General features: G+C 70.2%; 11 protein-coding genes. 9 read left to right on the plus strand and 2 right to left on the minus strand.

Translation table 11 applies throughout. From position 1 onward, the window contains the following. The first annotated feature begins 201 nt into the window (after positions 1-201). From dnaK to WC326_06460, 6 genes are all read left to right on the plus strand, one after another. Positions 202-2,148, plus strand: coding sequence for a molecular chaperone DnaK (dnaK, locus tag WC326_06435; GenBank protein MFA7330695.1), 1,947 nt, complete (start codon positions 202-204; stop codon positions 2,146-2,148). 74 nt (positions 2,149-2,222) lie between these two features. Next, entirely contained in the window at positions 2,223-3,122 is a 900-nt protein-coding gene (locus WC326_06440; protein ID MFA7330696.1) for a TIGR01777 family oxidoreductase, read from the plus strand. Next, positions 3,119-3,589 carry an SRPBCC family protein gene (locus WC326_06445; GenBank protein ID MFA7330697.1) on the plus strand — a complete coding sequence of 157 codons (471 nt, stop codon included), beginning with the start codon at positions 3,119-3,121 and terminating at the stop codon, positions 3,587-3,589. The genes WC326_06440 and WC326_06445 overlap by 4 nt, the downstream gene beginning before the upstream one ends. A 234-nt stretch (positions 3,590-3,823) precedes the next feature. Then, positions 3,824-6,649 (plus strand): C25 family cysteine peptidase, encoded by a 2,826-nt coding sequence (locus tag WC326_06450; GenBank protein MFA7330698.1) that lies wholly within the window; start codon positions 3,824-3,826, stop codon positions 6,647-6,649. 100 nt (positions 6,650-6,749) lie between these two features. Then, positions 6,750-7,163 (plus strand): hemerythrin family protein, encoded by a 414-nt coding sequence (locus WC326_06455; GenBank protein ID MFA7330699.1) that lies wholly within the window; start codon positions 6,750-6,752, stop codon positions 7,161-7,163. A 123-nt stretch (positions 7,164-7,286) separates the two neighbouring features. Then, positions 7,287-7,682, plus strand: a complete 396-nt coding sequence (locus WC326_06460; protein ID MFA7330700.1) for a bacteriohemerythrin — start codon at positions 7,287-7,289, stop codon at positions 7,680-7,682. A gap of 12 nt (positions 7,683-7,694) precedes the next feature. On the opposite strand, the gene WC326_06465 is transcribed toward WC326_06460, so the two are convergent. Continuing rightward, positions 7,695-9,356, minus strand: coding sequence for an agmatine deiminase family protein (locus tag WC326_06465; GenBank protein ID MFA7330701.1), 1,662 nt, complete (start codon positions 9,354-9,356; stop codon positions 7,695-7,697). A 240-nt stretch (positions 9,357-9,596) separates the two neighbouring features. On the opposite strand from WC326_06465, the gene WC326_06470 reads away from it, so the two are divergent. Continuing rightward, complete coding sequence (locus WC326_06470) at positions 9,597-10,295, plus strand: FKBP-type peptidyl-prolyl cis-trans isomerase (protein ID MFA7330702.1); 699 nt, start codon at positions 9,597-9,599, stop codon at positions 10,293-10,295. Positions 10,296-10,363: 68 nt separating this feature from the next. On the opposite strand, the gene WC326_06475 is transcribed toward WC326_06470, so the two are convergent. Then, a complete protein-coding gene (locus tag WC326_06475; protein ID MFA7330703.1) occupies positions 10,364-12,145 on the minus strand; it encodes a methyl-accepting chemotaxis protein in 1,782 nt (593 codons plus the stop codon). Between the two features lie 285 nt (positions 12,146-12,430). On the opposite strand from WC326_06475, the gene WC326_06480 reads away from it, so the two are divergent. Together WC326_06480 and WC326_06485 are read left to right on the plus strand one after the other, a co-directional pair. Then, positions 12,431-13,306: a hypothetical protein gene (locus WC326_06480; protein ID MFA7330704.1), complete on the plus strand. Its 876-nt coding sequence runs from the start codon at positions 12,431-12,433 to the stop codon at positions 13,304-13,306. A 9-nt stretch (positions 13,307-13,315) separates the two neighbouring features. Beyond that, entirely contained in the window at positions 13,316-13,774 is a 459-nt protein-coding gene (locus tag WC326_06485; protein MFA7330705.1) for a hypothetical protein, read from the plus strand. Positions 13,775-13,922 lie beyond the last annotated feature (148 nt).

Genomic DNA, 13,922 nt, shown 5'->3' on the forward strand with positions numbered 1-13,922 from the left:
TTCCGGCGCCCGCAAGTCAGATGGCAGTCGATCTCTGCCAGCTTGGCAGATTCGTGGCGGATCCCGGCGGAAGTCTAATCAGATTCATCCACAGACCTATCCGAATCACGGCGTCTGGCAGCGGGCGCGACGAATTCCGGCTGGCACGCGGCTTGCCTAGCTCTCCGTGTTAATCTGAATCAGCCAGACAAGGAGAACGAGATGGCCAAAATCATCGGCATCGACCTGGGCACCACCAACAGCTGCGTGGCCGTCATCGAGGGCGGCGAGCCCGTCGTCATCACAAACGCCGAAGGCGGACGCACCACGCCCAGCGTGGTAGCCTTCACCAAATCCGGCGAGCGCCTGGTGGGCGCCCCGGCCAAACGCCAGGCGGTCACCAACCCCGTCAACACCGTCTTTTCCATCAAGCGCTTCATGGGGCGCAAATACGACGAAGTCTCCCAGGAGATGAAGGAAGTCCCCTACAAGGTGATCAAGGGCCAGGGGGGCGTGGCGCGGATCGAGATCGACGGCCAGGACTACGCGCCACCGCAGATCAGCGCCATGGTGCTGCAGAAGCTCAAGCAGGCCGCCGAGGAATTCCTGGGCGAGAAGGTGACGGACGCCGTGATCACGGTGCCGGCCTACTTCAACGATGCCCAGCGCCAGGCCACCAAGGAGGCGGGCGAGATCGCCGGCTTCACCGTCAAGCGCATCGTCAACGAGCCCACCGCCGCGGCGATGGCCTACGGCCTGGACAAGAAGGGTGAAGAGTGCGTGGCCGTCTACGACCTGGGCGGCGGCACCTTCGACATCTCCATCCTGGACATCGCCGACGGAACCTTCGAGGTGCTCTCCACCAACGGCGACACGCATCTGGGCGGCGACGACTTCGACCAGCGGCTGATCGACCACTTGGCCAGCGAGTTCCAGAAGAACGAGGGCATCGACCTGCGCAAGGATCCCATGGCCCTGCAGCGGCTGAAGGAGGCCGCGGAGAAGGCCAAGATGGAACTCTCCAGCAGCCAGCAGGCCCAGATCAACCTGCCCTTCATCACGGCCACCCAGGACGGCCCCAAGCACCTGGACATGACCATCACGCGGGCCAAGTTCGAGCAGCTCGTCGACGACCTGATCCAGAGCTCCATCGAGCCCTGCCGCAAGGCCATGAAAGACGCGGGCAAGAGCAACGCGGACATCAACGAGGTGATTCTGGTGGGCGGCTCCACGCGCATCCCGGCGGTGGTGGAGGCCGTGCGCAAGTTCTTCGGCAAGGAGCCGCACAAGGGCGTCAACCCGGACGAGGTGGTGGCGCTGGGCGCGGCCATCCAGGGCGGAATCATGGGCGGCGAGATGGGCGACAAGGACATGGTCCTGCTGGACGTCTCACCGCTCTCGCTGGGCATCGAGACCCTGGGCGGCGTGATGACCGTCCTGATCGAGCGCAACACGACCATCCCCACCAGCAAGAGCCAGGTCTTCTCGACGGCTTCGGACAGCCAGCCCACCGTGGACATCCACGTGCTGCAGGGCGAGCGCCCCATGGCCGTGGACAACAAGACCATCGGCCGCTTCCAGTTGGACGGCATCCCGCCCGCGCCCCGGGGCGTGCCGCAGATCGAGGTCGCCTTCGACATCGACGCCAACGGCATCCTCAGCGTCAAGGCCAAGGACAAGGCCACCAACAAGGAGCAGTCCATCAAGATCACGGCCTCCAGCGGCCTCTCGGAGAGCGAGATCCAGCGCATGAAGCGTGAGGCCGAGGAGCACGCGGCGGAGGACGCCCAGCGCAAGGAAGAGGTGGAGCTGCGCAACACGGGGGACCAGAAGGTCTTCCAGACGCGCAAGCAGATCGAGGAGTTGAAGGAGCAGCTGGGCGAGGCGGAGAAGGCCAAGTTGGAGCAGGCCGCCGCGACGCTGGAGGAGGCGCTCAAGGGCGGGGACAGCGCAAGCATCCGCAGCGCCACCGAGGCCCTGGACAAGACCTGGCAGTCCGTCAGCGAGGAACTCTACAAGAACGCCTCCGCGGGCGGCCCTGGCGCGGCTGGCGGTTCGGGCGCGGGAGGGGCGGAATCCGGTCCGGGCGCCGGCGCCGGCCAGGCCTCCTCGGCGACGGAAGGTGGCGCCGTGGACGCCGACTTCGAAGTGGTGGACGACAAGAAGTAAGCCGCGGCGCGAGCGCGGATCGACGCCCTCGGGATCCACTCCCGGGGGCGTCGTCGTCAACAGGGGAGGCGGCCATGCGCGTGCTGATCACCGGTTCCAGCGGTCTGCTGGGTGCCCGGCTGGTCCGGCGGCTGGAGGAGCGCGGCGACGAGGTCTGGCGGCTGGATCGGCGGCCGGGCGGCGCGCGCAGCCTGGTCTGGCCGGCCACGGCCGCGGAACTGGAGCCGCTGTTGCCTGCGGGCCTGGAGGCCGTGGTACATCTGGCCGGCTCGCCCATTGCCGTCTGGCCCTGGAACCGGGCCGCCCGGGCGCGGATCCTCCAGTCGCGCACGGTGCCCACCCGGCGGCTGGCCGAGGTCCTGGCCCGGCGCGCGGCGCGCTTGGACGAACGCCCCCTGCTGCTCTCCGGCTCCGCCGTGGGCCTGTACCGGCCGGGCTGGCCGGCCGTGGACGAGACGGCGCCGGGGGACGCCAACAGCTTCCTGGGCCAGGTCTGCCGTGAGTGGGAGGCCGCCGCGCTGCCCGCCCAGGCCGCCGGCCTGCCGCTGGGCTATCTGCGCACGGGTCTGGTGCTGGACCCCGCCGGCGGCCTGCTGGGCCGGCTCTGGCCCTTGATCCGCCGCGGCCTGGGGGCGCGGCTGGGGGCCGCCGAGCTGCCCTGGAGCTGGATCCACGCCGCGGACTGGACAGACGCCGTCTGCTGGGCGCTGGACGCGCGCCTGAGCGGCCCGCTCAACCTCTGCGCGCCGCAGCCCGCGCGGCAAGAGGAAGCCCTGGCCCTGTTGGCCGGACTGGCGGGCCGGCGCCTGCTGCCCGGGCCGCCGGACTGGTTGCTGGGCCTGGCGGGCGGGCGGATGGCCCGTGAACTGCTGCTGAGCGCCCCCGCCGTGCGGCCGCCCCGCCTGCTGGAGAGCGGCTTTCGCTTCCACCACCCCGACCTGGCGGAGGCCCTGCAGGACCTGGTGGCCCGATGATCCGCGAGCTGAGTTTCGAGACCCGCTTCCGCCAGTCGCCGGAGGAGCTCTTCCCCTTCTTCGCGGAGGCGGCCAACCTGGAACGCCTGACGCCGGACGCCCTGCGTTTCCGCATCCTGACGCCGCCGCCCCTGGTGATGCGGCCGGACCTGCGCATCGACTATCGCCTGCGCCTGCACGGTCTGTCCTTCCGCTGGCGGACGCGGATCACGCGCTGGGAACCGCCCCGGCTCTTCCAGGACCTCCAGGAGCGGGGTCCCTGGGCGCTCTGGGAGCACACCCACGACTTCACCCCGCTGCCCGGCGGCGGCACGCTCATGACCGACCGGCTGCGCCTGCGGCCGCCCTTCGGCCTGCTGGGCCGCCTGCTCTGGCCGCTGCTGGCCCGGGAAGTGGCCGGCATCTTCGCCCACCGGGAACGCGTGCTGCGCTCCCTCTTTGGTCCCCCACCCGTTGTCATGCGCTGAGCCGCGCTGGCTGGCTTGGAGTTTGCTGCCATTTCAGGATTGGATCCGGTTGGGAAAAGCCCACGGGATCGGCCCGGTTTTTCTCTCTCTTGTTTGAATCTGAATCCTGATTTGTTCAGGATGATTGGTGGGAACTTGTGGGCAGGGTCCCGGCCGCCGGCTGGGAAAGCACCCGCAGTGTCAAGAATCCGACACGCACCCGCAGAAGCGGAGCACGGCAGGCAAGGAGGCGGCATGCGGCAGGGGATCTGGCTGACCGGACTGGTGATGGGGCTCGCCCTGGGCGTTCGCGCCGAGTGGATCGAGGTGGCGGCGCAGCGGACGACGGGCATCACGCTGCTAGACGATCAAGCGGGCGTGCAGCGCGTGGTCTGCGAGCTGGCCGGTTTCGACGCCGAGCCCGTGGCGCTCGAGGGGCGCGTCTACCAGCGCCTGCGGGTGCCCGGGGCCGCCCTGACCCTGGAGGCGGGCGCGCCCGAGCTGCCCGTCCTGGCCACCAGCCTGCGCATCGCCGACCAGGGCGCCACGCGGTTGCGGGTCCTCTCCGAGGAGCACGTGGACCTGGCGCTGGAGGTCCTGCCCTCCAAGGGCAACCTGACCCGCGACGTGAATCCCGCCCGCGTTCCCCACCGCTTCGGCCCCGCCTATCAATTGGCGGCCTGGCCGGCGGAGTCCGCCTTCCTGCGCGAGCCCTACATCCTGCGCGACGTCCGCGGCCAGTCCCTGGTCTTCCAGCCCTTCCAGGTGCTGCCCAGCCTGGGCCTGCTGCGCGTCTTCACGCGGCTGGAAGTGGAAGTCGCCGCCGCCCCTGGCGCCGGCCTGAACGAGTTGCCGAGCGGCGCGCGCCAACCCGGCCCCGACGCCAACTTCGCCCAGATCTACCAGGAGCGCTTCCTCAACGCCGGGACGGGCGAGCGCTACATCCCGGTGGGCGAAGAGGGCCGCCTGCTGATCATCTGCCACGACACCTTCCTGGAGGAGATGGCCCCCTTCGTGGAGTGGAAGCTGCAGCGCGGCCAGGAGGTGGTGCTGCTGCCCAAGTCCCAGGTGGGGACCACGTCCACGGCGATCCGCAACTTCGTCAGCGCCTACTACACGGACCCCGGCCTGGCCTACCTGCTGCTGGTGGGCGACGCCGAGCAGCTGCCCAGCCCCTCGCACTCCGGCGGCGCCTCGGATCCCACCTACGCCATGGTGGCGGGCACCGACTCCTACCCGGACATCCTGGTGGGCCGCTTCAGTGCGTCCACCGAGGCCCAGGTGGCGACCATGGTGGAGCGCTGCGTGGAGTACGAGCGCGATCCCCAGCCCGGGGCGGACTGGTACCACCGCGGCATGGGCATCGGCTCGGCCGAGGGCGCGGGCATCGGCGACGACGGCGAGTCGGATCGCCAGCACATCGCCAACATCCGCACGGACCTGCTGGGCTACGGCTACGACCTGGTGGACGGGATCTACGATCCGGGCGCCACCGCCGCCGCCGTCACCACGGGGCTCAACTCCGGGCGCTCGATCATCAACTACGTGGGCCACGGCGCCACCACCAGCTGGGTGACCACGGGCTTCGCCAACAGCCACGTGAACGCCCTGGCCAACGAGAACCGCCTGCCCTTCATCTTCGACGTGGCCTGCGTCAACGGCCAGTTCAGCGGCACCACGTGCTTCGCCGAGGCCTGGATGCGGGCCACGCACAACGGCCAGCCTAGCGGCGCGGTGGGCATCTATGCCAGCACCATCAACCAGTCCTGGGCCCCGCCCATGGCCGCCCAGGACGAGATGGTGGACCTGCTGGTGGCGGAGTCCAAGCTGAGCTTCGGCGGACTGTGCTACAACGGCGCCATGCGCATGAACGACGAGTACGCCGACTACGCCATGACCCGGACCTGGACGATCTTCACCGATCCCTCGCTGCAGGTGCGCACGCGCACGCCCCAGCCCCTGGCCCTCAGCCATCCCGCCGTGCTGCCCGTCGGCCAGCCGGACTTCGCCGTGCAGACCGACCGGCCCGGCGCCCGCGCGGCCCTCTACGCGGACGGCCAGCTGCTGGGCACGGCCCTGGCCGACGAGAGCGGCCTGGCCCTGGTGCCGGTGGACGTCGCGCCCGCCGCGGGCAGCTGGGTCACGCTGACCCTGACAGCCCACAACGGCCTGACCCGCCAGGCTTCCCTGCTGGCGGTTCCCGCCGACGCGCCCTGGCTGAGCGGCTCGGACGCCCGGCTGGATGGCGACGCCGCCGCCCGGCCCGGCGGCAGCGGCTGGCTGGGACTGAGCGTGCACAATCTGGGCGGACTGGCGGCCCAGGACTTGTCCTTGAGCCTGGCCAGCCCGCATCCGGCCGTGAGCGTGCTGGAGGGCCAGCCGCAGGTGGCCCTGCTGGAAGCCGGCGGACAGGTGGAACTGGCCCAGGCCTTCCACCTGCAGTTCGGCGACTCGCTGCTGGACGGCGAGGCCCTGCCCCTGCTGCTGCAGATCCAGTGCGCGGGCGGCCTGGAGTTCACGTCCGAACTCTGGCTGACCGCCCAGGTGGATCCGCGCCTGGACTGCCCGGGCACGGAGCTGGCCTTCGCGACGGCACCCGGCGCGGCGGACAGCCTGTACCTCGAACTGGGCAACTCGGGCGACGCGGAACTGCAGTTCACGCTGGACACGGGCGAACGCGAGCTGGCCTGGCTGACGACCACGCCGGCCAGCGGCCGTCTGGCGCCGGGAGAGCAAGTGGCCGTCCTGCTGCGCGCGGACAGCGCGGGCCTGCCCGAGGGCCTGCAGCTGGGCCGCCTGACGCTGGCCAGCAACGATCCCGACCAACCCCTGCGGGAGCTGCCCCTCTCCCTGCTGGTGGGCGGCCTGAGCCCCGTAGGCGACCTGGGCATCGAGCTGCCCGGGGATGGACGCGTGCACCTGGCCTGGAGTCCGGTGGCCGGCGCCCGGAGCTACCGGGTCTGGCAGCGCGGCGCCCTGCCGGGCTGGACCCTGGTGCTGGAAAGCCCCGCCACCGAGTGCGTCCTGCCCTGTCAGGTGCCTGCCACCCGCAGCTACCGCGTGACGGCCGTCACGGAATAGGCCCGGGACATTCCATTCCTTGGGCGCTTGGCAGGCCCGCCGGACCCGGCGGTCGGGGGCCTGGGCGACAGGGGCAGCCGAAGCACAGGTCGGGGGTGACGTGGACGAGCAGGCGGGGGCCCCGCGCGGGCAATGGCATGAGGATCTGGCCCGGATCGACGGACAGCACCAGGTCCTGCAGGCCGGTACGAAACAGTTCCTGGCCCTGCTGGAGGAGAGCCGTCCCCAGGCGGAGGCGACCCGGGCCCTGGCGGAGCTGGTGGCCCTGCTGGAGCTGCATTTCCACACGGAGGAGCTGCTGATGGGCCGGGCGGGCTTCCCGGAACAGCACGCCCACAGCCTGCTGCACCAGGCCTGCCTGCAGCAGGTGCGGGGTGTTCTGGGGGAACTGGAACTGGGCACGCGCCGCCCGCTGGCCGAGCTGCGCGAGTTGATCCAGGTCTGGATCCACGACCACATGGATCGTCAGGACCAGCGCTTCGAGGCCTTTCTCAAGCACAAACGCCCGACCTGACAGCCTGAAGCGGCGCGCCGACCCGGCCGTGCCGGAGCCTGAAGTTCCACCTCTTGTTGGTCGATGAATCACTCCAAGGCGCCGGAAGCGGGGCCGGACTCATGCCAACATTGCGGGGTGGAAATGGCCTTTCTGGACTGGAACGCGAGCCTGGAGACGGGCGTGCCGGAGATGGACCGCCAGCACCGGCGGCTGGTGGACCTGCTCAATCAGCTGCACGCCGCCATGAAGGCCGGGCGCGGCGCCGAACAGGTGCAGACCATCCTGAGCGGACTGGTGGCCTACACCAACACGCACTTCCAGGCCGAGGAAACCCTGCTGCGCCAGAAAGGCTGGATCGGTCTCAACCGCCACCTGATCCTGCACGCGGACCTGCTCAAGCAGTTGAACGGCTACGTGAGCGCCTTCCAGCAGAACCAGCGGATCTCCACCCTCGAGCTGGCGGATTTCCTGAAGAGCTGGTTGTCCAAGCACATCATGCAGGAAGACCAGCAGTACGGCAAGGCCCTGGCGGGCTGAGCCGGCTCCGGCTCAGGGCTGCAGCGCCGTGACGCGGTACTGGCGCCGGCCCGCGGCGGCTTCCGTCCACTGGGTCGCGGGGCCCTCCTGCACGGTCTGCCAGGGCGCGGCGCCGTCCAGCCGGGCCTCCACCCGGTAGCGCGCGGCTCCCGGTACCGATTCCCACTCCAGCACGATGGCGCCCTCCTGCAGGCGGATCTCCGGCAGCGGGGCGGCCAGCGGCGGTCCCACGGCCCGCACGCGATGCGGATCGGCGCGGCCGGTGAAGGGGTGTTGCTCGAAGCGCCCGCTCTGATCGGCGGCTTGCAGGCAGTAGTCCAGCAGCTGGCCGGGCGCCAGCACGGGCAGCAGGGCTCGCCACTGGGCTCCGGCGGGCTCCAGGGGCGCGGACTGCCACGGACCTGCGTCCACGCGGAACCAGCAGGCCAGCGAATCGGCGATCAGCGGCTGGCCGCTGCTGGCGGTGAGCGTGGCCAGCAGTTCCAGCGGTTCCCAGGCGGCCACCTCCGCCGGCGCCGGCACGTGGTGGATGTGCAGCAGGCCGGGATCCGCCAGGCCCTTGGCCCGGCAGTGCAGGGCGTCGGTGGATTCCCAACTGCCCGTGAAGCCCAGCACCTCGTAGCCCGGCAGAGCCTGCTGGTAGACCGCCAGAGCCTCGTCGTCCCAGCTGGAGCCCGTCTGCGGCACGAAGACCCGGCCGTTCAGCAGCAGCGAGTTGGTGTAGGGCTGGTCGTTGGGCGTCCAGACCCGGAAGACCTGATAGGGCGTGCCCCAGCCGCTCAGGGTCTGGGCGAACCAGGCCGCCGTGGCCTCGATCTCGTCGTACTGGGCGTGGCTGGCGGGCACCTCGCGCACCAGCACCTTGTCCACGTCCAGGAACTTGCCCCAGCAGTCGATGTGGTCGATGTAGGTGTTGTTGGGGTCGGGCAGAGTGAAGTAGCGCTCGACGCCCAGGTAGTCCTCCACGAGTTGGCCGATCTGGGCCTCGGACAGGCCGGGATTCTCCTCCACCACCAGATCGCTGGAGGCCGCCGTGCCGTAGCCGTCGCCCATCCAGTTGCCGCCGGTCTGAATCAGCTCCATCCCGTAGAGATCCAGGCCCTGGCTGGCCGCCACCACCACAGGCACCTCGTCGTCCAGCGGCCGCGGCCGGTTGTAGGGGAAGTCCACCACCGCCACTTCGCCGCCGGTCTGCACGTACCAGGGGCCGTAATCCCGCGTCCAGTACGAATTGGTGCCGGCGCGCAGGAAACTGCAGGCGGCCAGGTTCACGCCGGCGGAGGCGTACTGGGCGCGCACCGTGGCCTCCTGGGCGGCGGTGGCCACCAGGGTCACCACGGGCGTCTCCTGGGCGAAGGCGGCGATCAGCGCCAGGGGCAGGCCGAAGGGGTAGCGTACCAGCACGGCGGCCATCCGCTCGAACTCGGCCACTTCCCGCACAGCTTGGGCGGGGGGCGCGGTCTCCGTGAAGGTGCGTCCGATCTCGTCGCGGCGGGCGGCCTCCTCGGGCGTCAGCCAGTGGGGCAGGGACTCCGGGTGCCGGGCGTTCCAGACCCGCGTGCGCTCGGCCAACTCGTCCGGCGTGCGGGGCCAACCGCCCAGGGCCGGCTGAACGCAGCAGAGCAGCGGCAGGCTCACAAGCAGGGCGAAGCGAGAGCGGGACACGATGGACATGGGGGACTCCGGCGTTCCGTTCCCCGGGGGCCGGCCCCCGTGGCCGGTTGTCGCCGGTGGATCGGGACAGGCGGAAGCTTCGGGAAGCGGGGCGGAAGTGGCAAGGGCCGGCAGCTTTGTTCGACGGCTTTGGCCGGCGGCTTGGGCGGCCGCGCAAGCCCGCTTGCTGTTTGCTTACTTGGATCCAAAGCAGTTCAACCCGCCGTCCGCCAGTCCGGTCGGCACCAAGTCGAGGAAACCATGAAGATGTTGACCGCCGGACGCCTGGGTCTCCTGGTGCCGGTCCTGACCCTGATGATGGCCGCCACCGGTGGCTGCAAGAAGGCCCCCGATCGTCTGACCAAGCTGGACACCGATCTGCAGAAGTTCAGCTACGCCATGGGCATGGACGTGGGCGGCTATCTGAAGAACCAGCCCGGCGAGATGGACATGCTGGCCTTCCAGCAGGGTCTCGAGGACGCCCGCACGGGCGGCCAGGTGCTACTCAGCGAGGAAGAGGCCCAGAACGTCAAGATGGCCGAGGGCCAGCGGCGGGCGGAAGAGCAGGCCAAGTCGAACGAGGAGAAGAGCAAGGTGTTCCTGGAGACCAACGCCAAGAAGCCCGGCATCACGGTGACGGCCAGCGGGCTGCAGTACGAAGTGTTGCAGGCCGCCGAAGGCCCCAAGCCCACCAGCGAGAGCACGGCCACCGTGCACTACACGGGCACGCTGATCGACTCCACCAAGTTCGACAGCTCCGTGGACCGCGGCCAGCCCGCCACCTTCCCGCTCAAGGGCGTGATCCCGGGCTGGACGGAAGGCTTGCAGCTGATGAGCGCGGGCAGCAAGTACCGCTTCTTCATCCCGCCGGCGCTGGGCTACGGCGCCCGGGGCGCGGGCAACGTGATCCCGCCCAACGCCGTGCTGATCTTCGAAGTGGAAATGATCTCCTTCGAGTAGCCGGTTTTCAGCCAATCAAAAGGCCGGATCCCCCGCGGGATCCGGCCTTTTCCTTGGGTGCGCCCGTCTCAGCGGTCCAGGCGGAAGGTGCCCAGCCGTTCCCGCATGCGGGCGGACAAATGGCCCAGCTCGCCGGCCGCGGCCAAGGTCTGCGCCCCGGCCTGACGGCTCTCCCGGGCCAGGCCGGCCACTTGTTCCATGTTGGCCACGGTGTCGCCCGTGGCCCGGGCGGCCTCCTGCATGGAATGGCCGATCTCCCGGGTGGTGGCGGCCTGTTCCTCCACGGCGGCGGCCACGGCGGCCTCCTGCTCCGTGATGGCCTGGATGGCTTTCACCACCCCCTGGATGGACTCGCCCGTCTCCCGCGTGCCGTTTTGCACCCGGCCGATCATCACCGCGATCTCCGAGGCCGCCTTGTGGGTGGCGTCGGCCAGGTCCTTGACCTCGCCGGCCACCACGGCGAAACCGCGCCCCGCCTCGCCGGCCCGGGCCGCCTCGATGGTGGCGTTGAGGGCCAGCAGGTGGGTTTGCCCGGCGATGGTCTGGATGACCTGCACCACCCGGTCGATGTCCCCGGAAGCTCCAAGAAGGTCGTCCACGGTGGCTCGGAAGCCCTCGGCCTGGCGGCTGGCCTGGGCGGCCATGGCCGCGCCCTGGGCCATCCTTCCGGCGATGTCCTGGATGGTGGCGTCCATCTCCTCGCCGGCGCCGGCCACGCCCTGCACCTGGTTGTCCACCTGCTGCACGCCCGTCCGGGCGGCCTCGGCGCGCTCCGCCGTCTGGTCCGCCTGACGCTCCAGTTGTTGAGCGATACCGGTGAGGGCCTGGCTGGACTGCTCCACGGCGCCGGCCTCCTGGCGCAGGGCCGCCATCAGCTCACAGAGGGAGGAGAGCGCGCGGTTGAACCCGGCGGCCAGGCGGCCCAGCTCGTCGCTTTCGGGGATGGCCATGCGCGCCCCCAGGTCGCCGCCGGCCAACCGCTCCACCTGGACCAGGGCCTGGTCCACCTGTCCGGACAAGTGGGCCCGGCGCCGCTCGGCCTCGTCCAGGGCGTCGCCCAGGGCCCGCACCATCTCGCGCAGGGAGCGGCCCAGGACAGCGGTCTCGGGGCTGGCGGAGACCTGCCGTTCCAAGTGGTCCCAGTCCGTGTCGCGCCGCCCCTCGCCCACGTCCCGGGCGGTGGCGGCCAGCAGGGCGATGGGCTGGGTGACGCGGCGCCGCACCACCCACACGGCGGCCAGGCAGAGGGCCATGCCGACCACCACCAGGATCACGTACGTGCGGGTCATGATGCGCCGCAGGGAGACAATCTCCGCATGAGCCTTGTCCGCCCGGTCCAGGCTGTACTCCGTCAGCTTGTCCAGGCCGTCCCGCATGGCCTCGAAGGCAGCCAGGTAGGTGCCGCGGTACTCCGCCGCGGCCTGGTCGCGGGATCCGGCCGCGGCCAGGTCGAGGATCGTGCGGCTGCTGGCGGACCACGTGGCATGGCGGGGGAAGAACGCTTGGATCTCGTCCTTCATCTGGCTCTCGGCGCCGGTCATCAAACCGGCGAAGACCCGGTAGCGCTCCTCCACTTGGAGCCGGTTCTCCTCGACACCCGTCCGCAAGGCCTCGGCGTCGACGTCTGGGTCCTGGCTGTCAACCCAGAGGAGTTCCATGAGCGCGAGATGGGATTGGTAGGCGTCGCGGTCCGCCTCGATGAGCTTGTCCACCGACACCAACCGCACGGAATAGATGTCCGCCGTCCGAGCGCTGATCACAGCGGTGAACCGCATGGCCACCCCGATGGCCACAATGACCAGCGCCGCCAACAGGGCGATCAGGCCCAGGACTTGGTTGCGCAACGACATGGATCCCTCCTTTCCCCACTCTGTTTGCGAGGTCCATCGGCTGGAACGGAGGCCATCTTGACCGATGGCGGCCGCAAGGCCTGGCTGGCCGGCAAGGGTACGGGGCCAGCGGGCAACTGCGCGATTTTCATTGTGTCCTCAGATCCGCTTTGCTACCAATGGACACATCTTCACCAGCACCACAGACAAGCCCTACCCAGCAGGCACTCACCACCGGACGCGCCGGCGCCCATTGCCGGTGCGCGCCGGGTGGCCCTGGGTCCGAGCCTTGGACGAGGAGGATCCATGAACCTGTTGCGCATCGTTTCCCTGGGAGTGGTCCTGTCCCTGGCCCTGCTGGCGGGGGCGGCCCGCGCCCAGACCGCGCCCCACTTGATCAATTTCCAGGGCCTTCTGTCCGACAGCCTGGGCCAGCCCCTGCCCGACGGCGCCGTCGTCGACCTTTTGTTCGCCTTCTATGGGGAGGAGGGCGGCGGCACGCCCTACCTGAGCGTCTTCCAGGAGGACGTCGTCACGGCGGGCGGGCGCTTCGCCGTGCTCATCGGTTCCGGCACGATCACGCCGGGCACGGAGGCCAACCTCGCCGACCTCTTCCAGAAGCACAGCGAGGTCTGGCTGGGGATGAGGGTGGACGGCGACAGCGAGATGGCGCCGCGCACGCGGATCGGCAGCGTGCCCTACGCCGTCAAGGCCGACGACGGCGTGCCCAAGGGTGGCATCATCATGTGGAGCGGCGCGCTGACGGAGATCCCCGCCGGCTGGCAGCTCTGCGACGGCAGCAACGGCACGCCGGATTTGCGCGACCGCTTCGTCCTGGGCGTGGCAGCGGACCAGCAGCCGGGAGGAACAGGAGGCAGCGCCCAAGTCTCCCTGAGCGCCTCCCAGCTGCCGGCCCACGCCCACGCCTTTCAGACTGACGAACAAGGCTCGCACCAGCATGTGTTCCTCGACGGCCTGACAATTCCGAGCGGCACGACCTTTTGGATTGGGGGCCTGTCGCCGAACTACCTGCTCTTCAGTTATGAGTGGGCGAACACCAACCACCAGACGGAATTCAGCGGACTCCATGGGCATTCGGGGACAACCAACCCGGCTGGAGCGGGCCAGGCCGTCCCCACCCTGCCGCCCTACTACACGCTGGCCTTTATCATGAAGCTCTAGGAGGCGGCCATGCGACACCTGATCTCCCTGGCGCTGCTGCTGGGGATGGGCGGCGCGGCGGCCGCCGAGCCGGGCAGCGCGCGGTACCGCCTGCCACGGCACTGCCTGGGCGCGGGGGCCGACGCCGCGGCCGCCCCTTCGTCCGGCCACTACCGAATGGACGAGCTGGCGCTGGAGGGTCCGTCCGGGCCACGGGTGGCGGGCGCGCGCTTCCGCGGCACGCCCGGCTACCTGCAGGGCGGCCCCGGCTGGCTGCCCGCGCCCACGGATCTCGTCCTTACAGTGGGCGTGGACCTGCTGCAGCTGACCTGGACCGCCGTCGCGGGAGCCATCGGCTACGAGGTGCGGTCGTCCGTCGTCGGCTACACGGGCTTCGCGCCCGACGGCACCGGCTCCTTCGCCGGCGCCAGTTGGAGCGCCCCGCTCCCGGGCGAGCGGCACTTCTACCAGGTGCAGGCGCGGCGCTGAGGAACGGCTGCCGGGATGATCCCCTGGGTGGTTCCACTTGACGGCCGGCCGCCGCGCGCGCCGGGCTGGATTCAGCCGCCCGGCAGGATCGGTTCGCGCATGGCATGGGTCGGCGTGGTATCTTGGGCCGCACCCAACGGCCGGGGAT

The organism is Candidatus Delongbacteria bacterium, from assembly GCA_041675285.1.
GTDB lineage: Bacteria > CAIWAD01 > CAIWAD01 > CAIWAD01 > CAIWAD01 > CAIWAD01.